Source organism: Pseudarthrobacter sp. NIBRBAC000502771 (assembly GCF_006517215.1).
GTDB classification, from domain to species: Bacteria; Actinomycetota; Actinomycetes; order Actinomycetales; family Micrococcaceae; genus Arthrobacter; species Arthrobacter niigatensis.
On sequence record NZ_CP041187.1, the window covers coordinates 760,070 to 777,483 of the forward strand.

Annotated in this window: 18 protein-coding genes; 6 read left to right on the top strand and 12 right to left on the bottom strand. The window is 66.0% G+C overall.

The window, feature by feature from the left end; genetic code table 11:
* Nucleotides 1-26: 26 nt before the first annotated feature.
* The 4 genes from NIBR502771_RS03610 (at nucleotide 27) to NIBR502771_RS03625 (ending at nucleotide 3,275) form a co-directional block, all read left to right on the top strand.
* The gene (locus NIBR502771_RS03610; RefSeq protein ID WP_141158519.1) at nucleotides 27-938 is read left to right on the top strand and encodes a transketolase; all 912 of its coding nucleotides are present in this window, start codon (nucleotides 27-29) and stop codon (nucleotides 936-938) included.
* Nucleotides 935-1,954 carry a transketolase family protein gene (locus tag NIBR502771_RS03615; protein ID WP_141158520.1) on the top strand — a complete coding sequence of 340 codons (1,020 nt, stop codon included), beginning with the start codon at nucleotides 935-937 and terminating at the stop codon, nucleotides 1,952-1,954. Before NIBR502771_RS03610 ends, NIBR502771_RS03615 begins: the two co-directional genes overlap by 4 nt.
* Nucleotides 1,955-2,074: 120 nt before the next feature.
* Nucleotides 2,075-2,734 (top strand): GntR family transcriptional regulator, encoded by a 660-nt coding sequence (locus tag NIBR502771_RS03620; protein ID WP_141158521.1) that lies wholly within the window; start codon nucleotides 2,075-2,077, stop codon nucleotides 2,732-2,734.
* Between the two features lie 91 nt (nucleotides 2,735-2,825).
* Nucleotides 2,826-3,275 carry a transferase gene (locus NIBR502771_RS03625; protein WP_141158522.1) on the top strand — a complete coding sequence of 150 codons (450 nt, stop codon included), beginning with the start codon at nucleotides 2,826-2,828 and terminating at the stop codon, nucleotides 3,273-3,275.
* A gap of 44 nt (nucleotides 3,276-3,319) precedes the next feature.
* Here NIBR502771_RS03625 and NIBR502771_RS03630 read toward each other — a convergent pair whose 3' ends face one another.
* On the bottom strand, nucleotides 3,320-4,372 hold the full coding sequence (locus NIBR502771_RS03630; RefSeq protein ID WP_141158523.1) for a LacI family DNA-binding transcriptional regulator: 1,053 nt from the start codon (nucleotides 4,370-4,372) through the stop codon (nucleotides 3,320-3,322).
* Between the two features lie 167 nt (nucleotides 4,373-4,539).
* On the opposite strand from NIBR502771_RS03630, the gene NIBR502771_RS03635 reads away from it, so the two are divergent.
* Nucleotides 4,540-6,465, top strand: a complete 1,926-nt coding sequence (locus tag NIBR502771_RS03635; RefSeq protein ID WP_141158524.1) for an adenylyl cyclase — start codon at nucleotides 4,540-4,542, stop codon at nucleotides 6,463-6,465.
* 45 nt (nucleotides 6,466-6,510) lie between these two features.
* On the opposite strand, the gene NIBR502771_RS03640 is transcribed toward NIBR502771_RS03635, so the two are convergent.
* From NIBR502771_RS03640 to NIBR502771_RS03690, 11 genes are all read right to left on the bottom strand, one after another.
* Entirely contained in the window at nucleotides 6,511-7,548 is a 1,038-nt protein-coding gene (locus tag NIBR502771_RS03640; RefSeq protein ID WP_141158525.1) for a HoxN/HupN/NixA family nickel/cobalt transporter, read from the bottom strand.
* The gene (locus NIBR502771_RS03645; protein ID WP_141158526.1) at nucleotides 7,548-8,378 is read right to left on the bottom strand and encodes an urease accessory protein UreD; all 831 of its coding nucleotides are present in this window, start codon (nucleotides 8,376-8,378) and stop codon (nucleotides 7,548-7,550) included. Before NIBR502771_RS03645 ends, NIBR502771_RS03640 begins: the two co-directional genes overlap by 1 nt.
* 122 nt (nucleotides 8,379-8,500) lie before the next feature.
* Nucleotides 8,501-9,118, bottom strand: coding sequence for an urease accessory protein UreG (gene ureG / locus NIBR502771_RS03650; RefSeq protein ID WP_141158527.1), 618 nt, complete (start codon nucleotides 9,116-9,118; stop codon nucleotides 8,501-8,503).
* Between the two features lie 12 nt (nucleotides 9,119-9,130).
* Nucleotides 9,131-9,799 (bottom strand): urease accessory protein UreF, encoded by a 669-nt coding sequence (locus NIBR502771_RS03655; protein ID WP_141158528.1) that lies wholly within the window; start codon nucleotides 9,797-9,799, stop codon nucleotides 9,131-9,133.
* A 144-nt stretch (nucleotides 9,800-9,943) separates the two neighbouring features.
* Nucleotides 9,944-10,429, bottom strand: coding sequence for an urease accessory protein UreE (gene ureE / locus NIBR502771_RS03660; RefSeq protein WP_141158529.1), 486 nt, complete (start codon nucleotides 10,427-10,429; stop codon nucleotides 9,944-9,946).
* Nucleotides 10,430-10,461: 32 nt separating this feature from the next.
* Nucleotides 10,462-12,192: an urease subunit alpha gene (ureC, locus tag NIBR502771_RS03665; protein ID WP_141158530.1), complete on the bottom strand. Its 1,731-nt coding sequence runs from the start codon at nucleotides 12,190-12,192 to the stop codon at nucleotides 10,462-10,464.
* Nucleotides 12,189-12,542, bottom strand: coding sequence for an urease subunit beta (locus NIBR502771_RS03670; protein ID WP_141158531.1), 354 nt, complete (start codon nucleotides 12,540-12,542; stop codon nucleotides 12,189-12,191). The genes ureC and NIBR502771_RS03670 overlap by 4 nt, the downstream gene beginning before the upstream one ends.
* 11 nt (nucleotides 12,543-12,553) lie before the next feature.
* Nucleotides 12,554-12,856 carry an urease subunit gamma gene (locus tag NIBR502771_RS03675; protein WP_141158532.1) on the bottom strand — a complete coding sequence of 101 codons (303 nt, stop codon included), beginning with the start codon at nucleotides 12,854-12,856 and terminating at the stop codon, nucleotides 12,554-12,556.
* Nucleotides 12,857-12,947: 91 nt separating this feature from the next.
* Nucleotides 12,948-13,952 (bottom strand): LacI family DNA-binding transcriptional regulator, encoded by a 1,005-nt coding sequence (locus NIBR502771_RS03680; protein WP_141158533.1) that lies wholly within the window; start codon nucleotides 13,950-13,952, stop codon nucleotides 12,948-12,950.
* Nucleotides 13,952-14,539: an HhH-GPD-type base excision DNA repair protein gene (locus NIBR502771_RS03685; RefSeq protein ID WP_141158534.1), complete on the bottom strand. Its 588-nt coding sequence runs from the start codon at nucleotides 14,537-14,539 to the stop codon at nucleotides 13,952-13,954. Before NIBR502771_RS03685 ends, NIBR502771_RS03680 begins: the two co-directional genes overlap by 1 nt.
* 57 nt (nucleotides 14,540-14,596) lie before the next feature.
* Nucleotides 14,597-16,123, bottom strand: coding sequence for an alpha-N-arabinofuranosidase (locus NIBR502771_RS03690; RefSeq protein ID WP_141158535.1), 1,527 nt, complete (start codon nucleotides 16,121-16,123; stop codon nucleotides 14,597-14,599).
* A 305-nt stretch (nucleotides 16,124-16,428) separates the two neighbouring features.
* Between NIBR502771_RS03690 and NIBR502771_RS03695 the strand changes: the two genes are divergently transcribed.
* Nucleotides 16,429-17,379, top strand: coding sequence for an ANTAR domain-containing response regulator (locus NIBR502771_RS03695; protein WP_141158536.1), 951 nt, complete (start codon nucleotides 16,429-16,431; stop codon nucleotides 17,377-17,379).
* Nucleotides 17,380-17,414: the final 35 nt, after the last annotated feature.

The following is a 17,414-nucleotide window of genomic DNA, read 5'->3' on the forward strand; positions in this document are numbered from 1 at the left end:
CGCACGAAACGACCACGGAGCCAGCAATGCCTACAGATACCGTCCAGGACGCCGCCCCGCAGGGTCAAACACTGCAGACCGCAGTGACGCCCGAACGGCTGGAGAAGATCAGCGCCGCCGCGTACCGCATCCGGCACCACGCCCTCAACATGGGCGAGGTCCAGGGCCAGGGGTACGTTGGCCAGGCCCTCGGTGCCGCGGACATGCTCGCCACCGTCTACGGGGACCAGTTGAACTTCCGCGCCGGGGACCCGCACTGGGAAGCCCGCGACCGGTTCCTGCTCTCCACCGGCCACTACGCCATCGGCCACTACGCGGCCCTGGCCGAAGCCGGGATCGTCCCCGTGGAGGAACTGGAAACCTACGGCTCGGACGACTCGCGGCTGCCGATGTCCGGGATGTCCACCTACACCCCCGGCATGGAAATCTCCGGCGGTTCGCTGGGGCACGGGCTGACCATCGCCGTCGGCATGGCCCTGGGCCTGCGCTATCAGGGCTCGTCTGCCCGGGTGTTCAACTTCCTCTCCGACGGCGAACTGGACGAAGGCTCCACCTGGGAGGCCGCCATGGGCGCGCACCACCACCAGCTCGGCAACCTCACCGCCATGGTGGACATCAACGCCCTGCAGGCCGACGGCAAGACCGACACCGTGCTCCGCACCGAGCCTGTCACCGAAAAGTGGGAATCCTTCGGCTGGTACACCCAGCGCGTGGACGGGAACGACGTCGGCGCGCTGCTGGCAGCGTTCGACAACGCAGCCGCCCAGGCCGCCGCCGTCGGACGCCCCTCCGTGATCCTGTGCGACACCAAGGTGGGCCGCGGCGTTCCGCTGCTCGAAAACCGCGAAAAGGCGCACTTCATGCGCATCGAAGAGAACGAATGGCAGACCTGCCGCGAGCAGCTCACCGCCGGATACGAAGGAAAGGCTTCAGCATGAGCACCACCACCGAGGCCCCCGACACCGCAGCAGCGGCCAAGCCGAAACTGAAGACTTCGGCGATGATCGCGTCGTTCGCCGACCCGGGCCAGAAGACCTCCAACGCACCGTTCGGGCACGCCCTGGTCAAGGCCGCACAGGAAAACGACAAGATCGTGGGATTGACCGCGGACCTGGGCAAATACACGGACATGCACATCTTCGCCCAGGCCTACCCGGAGCGGTTCTTCCAGATGGGCATGGCCGAGCAGCTGCTCTTCGGCGCCGCCGCCGGGCTCGCCGAGACCGGGCTGGTGCCGTTCGCGTCCACCTACTCGGTGTTCGCAGCCCGCCGCGCCTACGACTTCCTCTGCCTGGACGCAGCCGAACCGAACCTTAACGTCAACATTGTGGGCGGCCTGCCGGGCCTGACCACCGGATACGGCCCCAGCCACCAGGCCACCGAGGACATGGCGATCTTCCGCGGCATGCCCAACCTGACCATCGTTGACCCCTGCGACTCGATCGACATCGAACAGGCCGTCCCGCAGCTCGCCGCCTCCGAGGGACCGACCTACCTGCGGCTGCTGCGCGGCAACGTGCCCACCGTCCTGGACGAGTACGGCTACACGTTCGAACTCGGCAAGGCCAAGGTGCTGCGCGGCGGCAACGACGTCGTCTTCATCTCCTCCGGACTGATGACCATGCGTGCCCTGCAGGCAGCCAAGGCCCTTGCGGCACACAACGTGGACGTCGCCGTCGTGCACACCCCCACCATCAAGCCGTTCGACGCCGAAACCGTCCTCAAGGAAATCAACACGGACCGGCTCGCCGTCACCCTGGAGAACCACTCCGTGGTGGGCGGGCTTTTCGAAACTGTTGCCTCCGCCGTCGTCACCGCCGGAGCAGGCAAGCGCGTGGTGCCCATCGGGCTGCCGGACCAGTTCCTCGACGCCGGCGCCCTGCCCACCCTGCACGAGCGCTACGGGCTATCCGTGGACCGCATCGTGGCCAAGGTCCTCGCCGAACTCGGCTGACGGATTTCAAGACATGTGGGAAAGCACGGCACCGGTCAAGGCCGGTGCCGTGCTTTCTGCCGTACCATCGGAATTACTACCGACTGTTAGCAGTCGACTTAAGACATTGAGGACAGAGCCATGGCCGGATTGGGCGCACCCCTGCTGGGACTGGAAAAGAAGAGCCTTCGTGAGCAGGCGCTCTCGGCGCTGCGGACCGCCATCACCAGCGGCGAGCTGGAACCGGGCCGGCACCTGGTGGAAACGGAACTGTCCGAGATGCTGCAGATCAGCCGCGGCACGCTCCGCGAAGCCCTCCGCCAGCTGGAACAGGAAGGCCTGCTGTCCGCCGGCCCCCGCGGACGCCTGTCCGTCCGCCACCTGGATGAAAAGGAAATCCGGGACATTTATGCTGTCCGTGCCGCCCTGGAATCGCTGGCCGCCCGGACCCTCTGCGAACTGCCGGACCGGCAGCAGGTCACCGAGTCGCTGCACAAGGCCATTGATGCCATGGATGCCGCGGCCAGCGGCAGCCTTGAGGAACGGATCGAATCCGACCTCGAGTTCCACCGGACGTTGTGCCGGCTTACAGGCAACGAAACACTGCTCCACTCCTGGGAATCCCTTGAGGGCTCCATCCGGATGTCCATCATGTTCGCCGGACTGGAAAAGGGCGTCAGCAACATGAGCGTGGACCGCCACAAGGACATCGTGGGCGCCATCGACACCGGCGATGCCACCCTGGCCCGGAAGACCATCCTTGAACACATGGACACGGCTGCCGCCAACCTGGTGGCGTAGCCCGTCGCGACCCGCGTGCTGGGAATCCTCGCGGGCTCCCGGCCGTTAACCTACTGAGCGGTAAATAGCCGCGGTGGTAACGAGGGATGGTATGACCGCGAAGTTTGTGTCAGTAGAGGACGACGCCGGGAAGGTCACCCGGTACAGCCGCCACGACAACGGCGGCGGCCTCATCGCTCCGGGGGCCAGCGTGGCTGAGAGCACCCGGATCGGCCCCATGACCTATGTGGAGCACGGCGCGCAGGTGGGTTCAGGCTGCCGGATTGGACACGGCAGCTGGATCGACCGCGGCGCGATCATCGGTGACAGGACGGTCATCGGCGACGGCGTGCGCATCGGCCGGGGCACGGTGATCGGCAACCGTGTCCACATTGGCAGCCACTCGCGCATCGGCTCAAGCGTCCTGATCGAGCACGGCGCACACCTGGATTCGGACAGCACCGTGCCGGACGGCAGCGAGGTCCTCGCGGGCGCCCATTCACGCCTGGCGCCGGCCAGGCATAGGACGCACCGCAAGGTAAAGGGCGGTCTGGCCGCCTAGGTGCAGCCAGGCAGTCGGGCGGACATCCTGCGGCTTTGGGTCCGCTACTGCACGGAGCTTCCGCGCACCACCAGTTCCGCAGGATAGATGACTGGTCCAGGAACCCCGCCGGGATTCGCGATGGCACCCACCAGGAGCTTTCCGGCTGCGGCTGCCATGTCCACCATGGGATGGGCCACCGTGGTGAGGCCCAGGCCGGTTGCCGCCTGGATGGAGTGGTTGTCGAAGCCCACCACTGCCACGTCGTCCGGCACCCGCCGCCCCCTTCCGCGAAGGGTGTCCACGACGCCGAGCGCCATCAGGTCCGATGCGGCGAATATTCCGTCCACGTCAGGCGATGTAGCCAGCAATTGGGCTGCAGCATCGGCACCGCCCGCCGTCGTGAAGTCCCCGTGGATGACCGGTCCGGGCTCAAGGCCGGCTTCCCTGAGTCCCTGCCGCCATCCTTCCAGGCGGTCGACGGCGGCCGTCATGTCAGGAGGGCCGGCAACAGTCGCCAGCCGGGTGCGGCCGATGCCGGCCAAGTGCCGTGCCGCCAACCGGCCTCCCTCGAAGTTGTCCAGGTCCACATAGGGAATTCCGGACGACGTGTCCCACGGCCTGCCGATGAAGACGGTGGGCAGACCGGTGCCGCCCAAAGTCTCCACCCAGTCATCAGCGTGGTGGTGGGAGACCACGATCGCGCCGTCAACGTGGCCGCCGCGCAGGTAGCGGATGGTCCGCGCCGAGTCGTCACCGGCCCGGGACATCAGCAGTACCAGCTGCAGGTCCGTCTCGCGCAGTGCTTCATTGACTCCAGTAATGACGGCGGCGAAGTACGGGTCCAACATGACCCGGGCGTCAGGTTCGGGGATCACCAGTGCCACGGATCCGGCGCGCCGGGTGACGAGGCTCCGGGCAGCACGGTTGGGGGTGTAGCCCAGCGCCACGATCGCGGCGTCAACGGCCGCCTGGGCCTGCGCGCTGACCTTTGAGCCGCCATTGATGGCACGGGATGCTGTGGAGCGGGACACCCCTGCCGCTGACGCCAAGTCCTCCAGCGTGGGACTGAGCCGCCCTGCCCCTTCCGGAGCGGACCGGCTGGTCTTTTCGTTCATTACACCGACAATACGACACCGATCCAGCGTGGGAGCGCTCCCGTCAACCCTTGCCGGGGCAAAATCCCGATGCTACGCTCTCCCGACGGGAGCGCTCCCACCTCTCGACCCCGACTGCCTGTCGCAGCCGTCGTGGTCGTCCAGCCCCTCCACTGACAGGACCAGCAATGCCGCTAGCCTTACGCCCAGACGCACCCAGACCCCTTCCGGCGCAGCGCCGGACCCGCGCCGGCACTGTTGCAGCCGCCACCGCCCTTCTCCTTGGCCTTGTTGCCGCCGGCGGGACGGCCCCAGCACAGGCGGCACCCTCAGCCGCCCAGCCCGCGGCCCAGGCTCCTGCGTCGCCGCCACCGCCGGCACCGACGCCGCAAAACCCGTTCGGTTCCAATACCTACGTCTTCGACCCCGGCATGCCGGTGGCGCAGATCCAGGCCACCGTGGACGCCATTGCGGCCCAGCAGGTGGACGATGAGATGGGCTCAAAGCGCTACTCGCTGTTGTTCAAGCCCGGGACTTATGGCACCCCCGAAGAGCCGCTGATCGTCCAGGTGGGCTACTCCACCGAGGTGGCGGGACTGGGCGCCGCACCCACCGACGTCACCATCAATGGACACGTCGACGTCTACAACCGCTGCCTCACTGCGGACAATTGCATCGCCCTGAACAACTTCTGGCGCTCCCTGTCCAACCTCACCATCAACGTCACCGGCCTGGAAGGCTGCCGAAGTTCCGCGAATTTCTGGGCGGCATCCCAGGCTTCACCGATGCGCCGGGTCAACATCACCGGCGGCAACCTCTCCCTGATGGACTACTGCACCGCCGGCCCGCAGTACGCCAGCGGCGGGTTCATAGCGGACTCAAAGACCGGTGCCATCATCAATGGCTCCCAGCAGCAGTACCTGGTGCGCGACAGCAGCATCGGCAGCTGGTCCAATGGGGTCTGGAACCAGGTCTTCTCCGGCGTGGACGGCGCGCCCGCCGACTCCTTCCCCAACCCGCCGTACACCACGCTGGACAAGACTCCGATCAGCCGCGAGAAGCCCTACCTGACGTTGGATTCGGCCGGCCAGTACAGCGTGTTCGTGCCCTCCGTCCGCAAGGACCCGGCCGGGACCACCTGGGAAAACGGTCCCACCCAAGGCCGCAGCATCCCCCTGTCCGATTTCTATGTTGCAAAGCCCGGTGATTCAGCGCAGGCCATCAACGCGCAGCTGGCCCGTGGAAAGAACCTGCTCCTTACCCCCGGGGTCTACGACGTTGACCGGAGCATCGAGGTCAAGCGTGCAGGAACAGTGGTGCTTGGACTTGGAATGGCAACACTTTCCGCCGTCAACGGATCGGTTCCCCTGACAGTTGCGGACGTCCCCGGCGTGGACATCGCCGCCGTTACCGTGGACGCGGGCGAGGTCAACTCCCCTGCCCTGATGCGGATCGGCAAAGCGATTCCAGGCGCAGGGGGCGGACCAGCCAGCTCAGCCGTCCTCAGCGATCCAGCCAACCCCACCACGCTCCACGATGTGTTCTTCCGCATCGGCGGGCCCCACGTGGGCAAGGCCTCAGTCAGCCTGGAAGTCAACAGCGACAACGTCCTCCTGGACCACATCTGGGCCTGGCGCGCAGACCATGGGAACGGTGTCGGTTGGACCACCAACACCGGCCGGAACGGCGTGATCGTCAACGGCAACAACGTCACTGCCACCGGCCTGTTCGTGGAGCACTACCAGGAGTACAACGTCATCTGGAACGGCGAAAACGGCAAGACCGTCTTCTTCCAGAACGAACTGCCCTACGACGCCCCCAACCAGGCAGCGTGGCAGCATGACGGGGTCCTGGGCTGGGCCGGGTACAAAGTCTCGGATTCCGTCAAAACCCACGAACTCTGGGGCGGCGGCAGCTACGTATACACCAACGTGGATCCCACCATCCACGCCACCCGCGGCTTCGAGGTTCCGGTGACTCCGGGCGTCAGGCTGCACAGCCTGCTGACCGTGAATCTCGGCGCCGGGACACTGGACCACGTGGTCAACGACACCGGAGCACCGGTGTCCACGGACGCCGTCGGAGTTCCCAGCTACGTGGCCGATTTCGGCTAGGAGCCACGGGGCGCGTTGCCGGCAGTGGATGCCGGCAACGCGTCCCTATCCGTTCCGGGCCTGCCTCCACGCCAGCGCGGCGCCGCCCCAGACGGCCAGCAGCAGCCCCACCAGCAGCAGGCCGGCCTCTCCCAGGTCGATCGATGAAAGCCAAGCCGTCACCGGATCATCCAGGCCGAAGGCAGCATGCATGAAGCCTGCCAAAGTAATCAAGGCAATGAACAGGGCCGAGACAGCCGAGATGCCCGTCACCACAGCATTGAAGCCAAGCTTCCGCCGCGGGTCAGCCAGCGCCGACCGGTACATCCGCATCATCACCATGCCGTTCACCGAATCACACAGCGTCATTGCGGCTGCGAAGGCGAGCGGCAGGGCGAGCAGGGCGAACGGGGGCACCCCGGCCAGGGACGCCGCCGTCGTCATCATCAGCAGCCCGATGGTGGTTGCGGTATCGAAACCCAGCCCGAAGAGGAAGCCGACCACGTAGATGTTCCGCGGCCGGCGCACCCTCGCGAGGGGTTTGGCCAGCAGCCGCGCCACCGGCCCCTGCGGTTCCAGGTCGCGGGGATCGATGGCCGCTCCGGCCCGGGAGCGCCGGAAGGCAGCGGCCGAGCGGGTGAAGGCCGAGCCGTTGAACAGCCCCATGGCCAGCAGGAACAGCCCGGATACACCGCTGCCGATCAGCCCCAGCACGACGTTGCCGGCCGTACCTTCCTCCATCAGGCTGCCAACCATGGACGCACCGGCGATCACCAGCACCCCGGCCAGGGTCACCACCGAGCTGTGGCCCAGGCTGAACGCGAAGCCCACACTCACCGGATGCTGCCGCTGTGCCACGAACTTTCGGGTCGAGTTGTCGATGGCCGCCAGGTGGTCCCAGTCGTAGCTGTGCTTCACTCCGGCGAGGTAAGCGGTGAGGACAAGTCCCCAGGAGAGCGCCCCGCCGCCCCCGGGCCGGGTTCCGGCAAGCAAAAGGACGACGGCGGCAGCGTGCAGCGCGGCCACTGCACCAAAGGTGAACAGCGCGCGGGTCCGGAGCGGCAGGGAGTCCCGGTCCCGGTAGAGCGCGGCGATGCTGGTCATCAGTGCTTCCTCAGGTCCAGCGGCCCTTGGCCGAACCAGCGACTGCGCAGGAAGTCGGTGCAGGACCGAAGCAGGCGGTTCAGTTCGTCGGTGCTGTTGGACAGGCTCCGCAACACCAGCCCGGTAGTTCCCGCAACTGGGCGCGTCAGTGAAATGCCGGTCAGCGCTTCGCCGCCGGCGGTCAGCAGGTGCAGTTCGTCGGCGAGCGCCTGGTCCACCCGGGGATCCACCACCACCAGGGATCCGAGGTGGCTGTAGCCTTCCATGAAACCGAGCCCGCTTACGTCGTGCAGCGGCGGCCGGATCAGCAGGTTGTCCAACACCAGCAGTTCGGTGCCCGCCCCGGTTTCCACGCAGATGCGGTTCCTCAGCCGCACTTCCTCATACCGGAAGGCGGCGCCGTCCGGCGACCAGCCGGGCGTCACCACCTCGGCCATGACCAAGGACGACGACGGCCGCAAGGTTACAGAGGTCCGTTGCCGGTAGCTGGACTCCCGGTAGGCGATGAGCTGGTCCGGCATGAGTTCCAGCCGAGCCCCCTCCCCCAGCCGGACAGCCATCCGCTGCTCGGCAAAGGACCCGGGGGTCCGATAAACCTTCGTAGCGGACTGTGTGGTCAACAGCAGGTCAGCAGAATCGTGGACCTCAACATCAACAAGAAAGAGATCCGCCCCCAAATACGCCCCGCCAGGATTGACGACGACATAACAAACCTGCCCCGAGTCATCGAGATAATGAGGACGAAGAACCCGAAGAGCGCCCTGGTGGTACTGATGCGAGGCAACCGAGCGGCCACCTCGCAAACTGACGCCCAACTCAAGCCGCCCCATCGGTGACGTTCCTGCTGAGGCGGCTGAGCCGGATGTAAGGGGCCGCGGCGTGGCGGGCACCGCGGAGCGGGCACGGCCCCTTACATCCGGTGAAGCCGCCGGTGGCACTGCCGCCGTCGTACTCATTGCGCCAAATCGAGCATCAGGACGTCGTGCCGGATCCATTCGATGACCTTCTCGAGGCCTTCGTCGGTTTTCAGGTTCGTGAAGCAGAACGGCTTATTGCCGCGGAACTCCTTTGAGTCCCTCTCCATGATGGCCAGGTCCGCCCCGACGTGGGGTGCGAGGTCGGTTTTGTTGATGATGAAGAGGTCGGACTTGATCATGCCTTGGCCGGCTTTGCGGGGGATCTTTTCGCCTTGGGCCACGTCGATGATGTAGATGGAGAAGTCGACGAGTTCGGGGCTGAAGGTGGCGGAGAGGTTGTCGCCGCCGGATTCGACGAAGATGACCTGCAGGTCGGGGTGCCGGGCCTTGAGTTCCTCGATGGCGGCGGTGTTCATGGAGGTGTCTTCGCGGATGGCGGTGTGGGGGCAGCCGCCGGTTTCGACGCCGATGATCCGGTCCACGGGGAGGATGCCGTTGGCGGCGAGGATTTTGGCGTCCTCGATGGTGTAGATGTCGTTGGTGATGGCGGCCATGGAGATGTCGCCGCTCATGTGCCGGGTGAGCCGCTCCACGAGCTGGGTTTTACCGGCGCCGACGGGCCCGCCGATGCCGATTTTGATGGGTTCGGTCATGGTTTCCTCCTGCTAGCTCATGAACATGCGGGCACGTTGGCGTTCGTGCCGCATTTGCGAAATTTCCAGTCCGGGGCTGACGGCGCCGAAGTCGTCCGCCGTCAGGTGCGCGATCGTGGCGATGGCGGCAGCGACGTCGTAGTGCGCTTTCCGCAGCACCCGCTGCCCGGCGTTCTGGCCCAGGGGGATGGCGCGGACGGCGTTCTGGGTGAGGGAGGTGACGGTGGCGAAGAGGTAGGCGGCGAGCGCTTCCTGGAGCGGCACGCCCAGTGAGCGGGCGACGACGGCGAACGCCAGCGGCTGATGCCCTGCGGCACGGCCTGTGGCCACCAAGCCCCGGTACAGGTCCAGGGCGGGCGAAGGAAACACCTCAGCTCCAATCTCCAAGAGCCGGCCGCCCATCTTCAAACTGGCCTCCCGCACCTGCCGCGGCAAAAGAGAAGCAGAAAGCAAAGAATCCAGCTCCCCAAGATCAACCCCCTCATAAAGAAGCCGAATCGCCAGGCCATCGGAATAGGTCAGCTGCTGCGACACAAAAGCGGCCAGCCACCTACCAAACGAAGCCTCATCTAAAACGAGCTCCCGGTCGATGTAGGTTTCGAAACCCAAAGAGTGCGCAAAAGCCCCGGTAGGCAAAGCGGAGTCAGTAAGTTGCTGCAAAGCAAGCTGGTACCCACTCACGAATGACGCACCAAAGGCGACGAACCCAAGCGACGCCCGGGGATGGGGGCCGCGGCGTGGCGGGCACCGCGAAGCGGGCACGGCCCCCATCCCGGGGCGGCGCACCCAACCAAGGAATCGCTTGAAGCGCTTAGCGCTAAAGAGTCAGTGCGAGTGTTCAGCATGGCGGAAAGGCACAGGCATGACGCGTTCCTGGCGGTTGTAGGGCACTGAGTTGTGGCGGAGGTAGTCCTCGACGGTGTGGTCGTAGGCGCACACCATGACATCGGCCCCGTATTCGGAGGACGCGTCAAAGAACTGTGCCTGGAGGTGCCTGTTGCCAAGGGAGTGTGCGGTAACGCCCATTTCGTGCACGGTGCGGGGTGCGATGACCAGGACGTCGGTGGGCAGCACCGACACCACGATCATGTTGGCGTCGGCGACGTGGAGGATGTCGCCGTCACGGAGGTCGCCTGACCCGGACGGGAGCCGGATGCCGATCTCTTTGCCGTGGTCCGTGGTGGCGCGCTGGATGCGTTTGACCAGCTGGGCACTGGGCAGGACGACTTTTTCGCGGTGCAGGCCGGCGTAGGCGGCGAGGTCGGAGTCCGGCAGGTCGTGCAGGTTGCCCAGGACTTTGTCGATGATCATGTGGTTGCTTTCGGGGTCTTGAATTCGCGGCTCTAGAAGAGGAAGTACCGCTGCGCCATGGGCAGCACGTCGGACGGTTCGCAGGTGACGTCCTCGCCGTCCACCGTCACCTGGTAGGTTTCCGGGTCCACCTGGATATCGGGCGTCGCGTCGTTGTACTTGAGGTCGGCTTTGGTGAGGTTCCGGATGCCGGAGACGGGGCGGATGACCTTTTCCAGCCCCAATTCCCCGGGCACGCCGGCGTCGATCGCGGCCTGGGACAGGAAGGTGATGGAGGACTGCTGAACCGCCTTGCCGAAGGTGGCGAACATGGGCCGCATGGTCCGCGGCTGGGGGGTGGGAATGGACCCGTTGGAGTCACCCATCAGGGCGTAGGCAATCTGTCCGCCCTTGAGCACCAGTTCCGGTTTGACCCCGAAGAATGCCGGATCCCACAACACCAGGTCCGCGAACTTGCCCACTTCCACTGACCCTACGGTGTCTGCGATCCCCTGCGCGATGGCGGGGTTGACGGTGTATTTGGCCACGTAGCGCTTGAGCCGGAAGTTGTCGCCGTCCGCACTGCCGTGCGCCCCGCCGTCGTTGTCTTCCAACACCCCGCGCTGCTTCTTCATCTTGTCCGCCACCTGCCAGGTGCGGGTGATCACCTCACCCACGCGGCCCATGGCCTGGGAGTCGGAGGAGGTGATGGAGAAGATGCCCAGGTCCTGCATGACGTCCTCGGCGGCGATGGTCTCGGCACGGATCCGGGAATCGGCGAAGGCCACGTCCTCGGGGATGTCCGGGTTGAGGTGGTGGCAGACCATCAGCATGTCCAGGTGCTCTTCGATGGTGTTGCGCGTGTAGGGCAGCGTGGGGTTGGTGGAGGCGGGCAGGACGTTGGGCATGGCCGCGATCTTGATGATGTCCGGGGCATGGCCGCCACCGGCGCCCTCGGTGTGGAAGGTGTGGATCACGCGCCCGTTGATGGCCCGGATGGTGTCTTCCACGAACCCGCACTCGTTCAGGGTGTCGGTGTGGATGGCCACCTGGACGTCGTATTCGTCAGCAACCCTCAGCGAGGTGTCGATGGAGGAGGTGGTGGCGCCCCAGTCCTCGTGGACTTTGAGCCCGATGGCCCCGGCGCGTATCTGCTCGGCGAGGGGTTCGACGGCGGACGCGTGGCCCTTGCCGAACAGGCCGATGTTCATGGGGAACGCCTCAGCCGCCTGCAGCATCCGCTGGATGTGCCACTTTCCGGGCGTCACGGTGGTGGCCTTGGTGCCTTCAGCCGGGCCGGTGCCGCCGCCGATCATGGTGGTCACGCCGCTGGCCAGGGCGGTCGGGATCTGGTCCGGGGAGATGAAGTGGATGTGGGTGTCGATGCCGCCGGCGGTGAGGATCTTCCGCTCGCCGGCGATGATTTCCGTGCTTGAGCCGATCACGATGTCCACGCCGTCCGTGATCTGCGGGTTGCCGGCCTTGCCGATCCGGAAGATGTGGCCGTCCTTCAGCGCCACGTCTGCCTTGTAGATTCCGGTGTAATCCAGGATGACGGCGTTGGTGATCACGGTGTCCGGGATGTCCTCGTCGCGGGCGGCCTGGCCGTTCTGGCCCATGCCGTCACGGATCACCTTGCCGCCGCCGAACACCACTTCCTCCCCGTACACGGTGAGGTCCTTTTCGATTTCCAGGAAGAGTTCGGTGTCTGCCAGGCGGATTTTGTCACCGGTGGTGGGTCCGTAGAGGTCGGCGTACTGCCGGCGCGGAATGTCGAAGCTCACTCGCCGTTCCCTTCCGCAAGAAGCCCGCTTTGGCGCGTCCCGCCGTCGAGCCTTCCGTTGACCGCGTTGCTGAGCCCGTAGACCTCCCGGTTCCCGGCCAGCCCAATGAGCCGGACCGTCCGCGAATCCCCCGGCTCAAACCTGGCCGCCGTTCCTGCAGGGATGTCCAGGCGCCGGCCGTAAGCTGCTTCGCGGTCGAAGGACAGGGCGGAATTGGCCTCGGCAAAATGGAAATGCGAGCCCACCTGGACGGGCCTGTCGCCAGTGTTGGTCACGGCGACCTCGATTGCCTCCCTGCCCGCATTCGCGGTGACGGGCTCCGGCCGCAGGATGTACTCACCTGGAATCATTGCCAAGCTCCTTAACGGATGGGGTTGTGGACGGTGACCAACTTGGTGCCGTCCGGGAAGGTGGCCTCGATCTGGACGTCATGGATCATCTCCGGCACGCCTTCCATCACGTCGTCGCGGGTGAGCAGCGTGGTGCCGTAGCTCATGAGCTCGGCCACGGTCCTGCCGTCCCGCGCACCCTCGATCAATTCGTAGCTGATGATGGCCACGGCCTCGGGATAGTTCAGTTTGAGGCCGCGGGACTGCCTCCGGCGGGCGAGATCGGCAGCCACCACGATCAGGAGTTTTTCCTGCTCACGCGGCAACAAATGCATGGGGTTCCCTTCGACGGCCTGGGGACAGCGTGGATTCAGCGTAGGCCCCGCACGTTTCCGCCACGTTTCAGGTCCATCATCCGGACGGAGCCTAGGGCGCGGATTCCCGGATCTTCAGTTCGAACCCGGCTTCCACATGCACCCCCTGAACCGATGGCTCGCGGCCGGCGATCCTGTCCAGCAACAGCCCGATGGACCGCTCCGCGATCTCGTCCATGCCCGGCGCGATTGTTGTAAGGGAGGGGGACGCAAACCGCGCCTCGTCGAGGTCGTCAAAGCCTGCCACCGCCACGTCCTGCGGGACTTTGACCCCCCGGACCTGCAATTCGTGCATTGCCCCCAGCGCCAGGACGTCGTTCAGTCCGAACACTGCGTCGAACTCCACACCCTTGTCCAGCAGCCCGGCGACGGCGGCGGCACCGGTGTCGCGGCGCCATTGCGCGGGTGCCACCAGCGCGGGGTCGTAAGGGATGCCCGCCGCTGCCAGGGCCGTCCGGTACCCGTCCAGGCGCAGCCCACCGGTTCCGGCGGACTCGCCGGGGTCAGCTCCGATGACGGCAATACGACGGCGGCCACCGGCCAGCAGGTGCCTGGTCAGGGCGTCCGCGGCTTCCCTGTTCTTCATGGTCACCAGGTCGAAGCGGGGATCCACAATGTGCTCACCCAGCATCACCAGCGGCTTCCTGCCCGCCCGCGCAGCTATGGCCTCCGCATCCACCACCAACGGCGTGAACAGGAGGCCGTCCGTAAGCTGGCGGAAGGTCCCGTGGAGGGCGCCGAGTTCGGCGGCGGCCTCTGCGTCGGACTGCTCCACCAGCACCCGGTAGCCGTGCCGCGCCGCGGCTTTCATCAGCCTGGATGCCAGCTCGGCGTAGTAGGGGGCGGAGAGGTCGGACAGCACCAGGCCCAGCATGGACGTCTTGCCGGACCGGAGGCTGCGGGCGGTGAGGTTTGCCTCGTAGCCCAGCTCCGCAATGGCATCCTGCACCCGCTGCTTGGTGGCGGGACGGATGAATTCGTAGTCGTTCAATACGTTCGAAACGGTCTTGAGGGACACACCGGCAGCCCTCGCGACGTCGTTCATGGTTACTGCCATTAACGCTCTTTTCCAGCCTTCGCCGCCGCCTTCGCAGCCTGCTTGCTGGCGCGGACCTTGGCCAGGGATTCCGGGTCCACAATGTCGGCCACCGAGAGGTAGGCGCCGTCGTCGCCGTAGTGGCCCGCCGCCTCGCGCCATCCGGACGCCTTGAGGCCGCGCTGCTTGCCCAGCAGGGCCAGGAAGATCTTCGCCTTCTGCTCCCCGAAACCGGGCAGGGCCTTGAGCCGGCGCAGCACCTCGGCACCGTCCGGCGAGCCTTTGGTCCAGATGGCGGCGGTCTCACCGTCCCATTCGTCCTGGACCGCCGCGGCAAGCGCCTGGACGCGTGCAGCCATGGAGCCGGGGAAGCGGTGCACGGCGGGGCGTTCCTTGAACATCTCCACGAAAGCCGCCGGATCATGCGTTGCGATGGCTTCGGGTTTGAGCGACCCCAACCGTGTCCGGATCTTTTCCGGCCCGGCGAACGCGGATTCCATCGTTACCTGCTGGTCCAGCAGCATGCCGGTCAGGAGGGCGAAATCGTCCTCACTCAGCAATTTGTCCGCAGCAGGATCCCCTGTGATGTGCAGTTCCATGCCGTCCATCCTCCCACCTGCGGGGCGTCGTCGTCATAAGGGCTTCCGGCATCGCGTCCAGGCATGTCAGGACCCCACAGCCAGGCGGATCATGGACCAGGAGACTGCCGGCAGCTCGGCGGTGAGCCGCCCGCCGTCGGCCTTTACCGTGGCGTTTCCGGAAGGCAGGACGGAAGTGGAGTCATCGGCGCTGGCCTGCCAGTAGGGGTCCTTGTTGGCGTAGGTCACCGCTTCCAGCACGCGCACGGTACCCAGGGCACCCACTGCGGCGTCGAGGGTGAGCGCCTGGCGCGCCGAACGGTTCACGGCGAACAGCACGGCCTCACCCTTTTCCCGGTCAAACGTGGCGACGGCGGACAGCGCGGTGAAATCCGCCGTCACCCCGCCGCTGGCCAGCGGGGATTCCACGGCGAGCCGCAGCACCGTTCCGGATGCGTGCCGCGATGTCAGGGCGAACGGGTGGAAGGTGGTCTGCTTCCAGGCCCGCCCGCCGGGTTCGGTCATGATGGGTGCGATCACGTTCACCAGCTGCGCCAGGCTGGCCGAGTGGACGCGGTCGGTGTTCCGGAGCAGCGTGACCAGCAGGTCGCCCACCACCACGGCATCGGCCACCATGTAGCTGTCCTCAAGCAGGGCGGGTGCCACCGGCCAGTCCTTGCCGGTGGGGACCCTGGACGCCTCGCGGCTCATGTGCCAGACGTTCCATTCGTCGAAGGAGATATTCACCTGCTTGCTGGACTTCCTGGCTGATCTCACATGGTCGATGTGACTCACGAGGTCGTGGATGAAGGCTTCCATCTTGTGCCCGGCGGCCAGGTGTTCCTGCAGGTCGCCGGTGTCCTCGAAGTACTGGTGCGCGGAAATGAGGTCCACCAGGTCATAGGTTTCGGTGAGGACCACACGCTCCCACTCGCCAAAGGTGGGCATGGCGGGGCTGGAGCTGCCGCAGGCCACGAGCTCCAGCCCGGGGTCGATCATGCGCATTCCGCGGGCGGTGTCCGCGGCCAGCCTGCCGTATTCGAGGGCGTTCTTGTGGCCGATCTGCCACGGGCCGTCCATCTCGTTGCCCAGGCACCACATGGTGACGCCGTAGCCGTTGGCGGCCCCGTTGGCGCGGCGTTGTTCGGAGCGGGTTGTCCCGCCGTCGATGTTGCAGTACTCCAGGAGGTCCAGTGCCTCCTGGATGCCGCGCGTGCCCAGGTTCACGGCCATCATCAGTTCCACGCCCGCCTTGGCGGACCATTTGGCGAACTCGTCCACGCCCACGGTGTTGGGTTCAGTCGAATGCCAGGCCAGGTCCAGGCGGACGGGACGCTGGTCCACCGGGCCCACGCCATCCTCCCAGCGGTAGCCCGAGACGAAGTTGCCGCCCGGGTAGCGGACGGTGGTGACACCCAGCTCGCGGGTCAGTTCCAGGACGTCCTTGCGGAAGCCGTCCTGGTCGGCCGCCGGGTGCCCGGGCTCAAAGATCCCGGTGTACACGCACCGGCCAAGGTGCTCAACGAACGCGCCAAACGTACGACGACGGACGGGACCCACGGTGAACGACGGATCAATGGTGATTTTTGCTGCGGCGGGCTGTGGCTGGGTCACGAAGGTATCCTCGGCAATCAATTTACAACGTTATAGAAACATTGTTTGCCGTGCCGCTGCCAGCGTCAAGGATGCCGCCGGCCATCCTGCGCAACGGCTCCTGCGCGTCAGGAGCGGGCCAAGGAGCACCTCACCTGCGGCAACGTCCAGGTCGGCGGCGAACAGCCAGTCTCCAAGTACTACCTAATCGGAAAAACAGGTACCAGCTACGCATTCACCGGAGGCAGGAGGGCAATTAGGTTTTTCACAGAGACAAGGCCTCCAGGCTCTCGGTACTTGTCTCACTAGGGGGGTTCGAGACTGGTATGCATCACTCACAACATATAGGCCCAAGCTTCCCGGTCCACAGGACCCGGGTAATAGGCGGGGCCGGCGACGAGGAGTCCTTCGAGACCAAGGGCTCTCCCCCAGCCGTCGCCGGCCCTCCGGCCCGTCTGGCCCGCCGCGGCGGGCATTCCCCCCTGCCCTCCGCTACCAGCCAGGTACGGGCGGCTCCACGGAACAACGCCCTCCTTCTTGACCTGGTGAACGGCGCCCAAACCCTGGCAGATTCCCTGGACCTGCTGGTGGCAGCATCGGCTGTCCACGTGGTCCGGACCGCCGGAATCGATGTGGGCTGCGGACTGGTGCTGCTGCAGCCCAAGCGCGGGGCTGTAATCACCGGCACCACCGACGAGGTGGTCCGGTTGCTCGACTGGGAGCGGGAAAGCGCCGAGGGGCCGGTGACCGATGTGATGTCCGGCGGTCACCCAGTGGCGGTCCTCCAACGCAACGGCGATTTCCGGTGGCGGCAGTACTCAAGCCAACTGCAGGCGGCCGGCTTCGGCAGCACCCTTGCCGTCAGGCTTCGCCTGGACGCTGATCTTCCCTCCGACGACGGGGTCCCCGGCACCAGCAACCTCGGCCAGTCGAGCGCTGCCCTCGCCTTCTTCGCCCAGGACGCAAAAGCCTTCCCGCTCCAGGCCATTGCCGAAGCACGAAGCTTCGCGCAGCTGGCCACGAGAAGCCTCCAGATGGCCATCAACCTGCACACTACACGCTCGCTGGCCAGCGACCTCCGCTCGGCACTGGACAGCCGCACCTCCATCAACGTGGCGTGCGGAGTGATCATGGCCCAGAACAGGTGCTCCTACCAGGAGGCCTTCTCCATCCTTGCCAAGGCTTCGAGCCACCGGAACATCAAGGTCCGCAAGGTGGCCGAAGACATCCTTGAGCGCCTGCCCGAAGGTGCGCCGCACCCGCACTTCGGCCGCTGACCCGCAAACGCACTGCGACGGGGCACTCCCGGGGC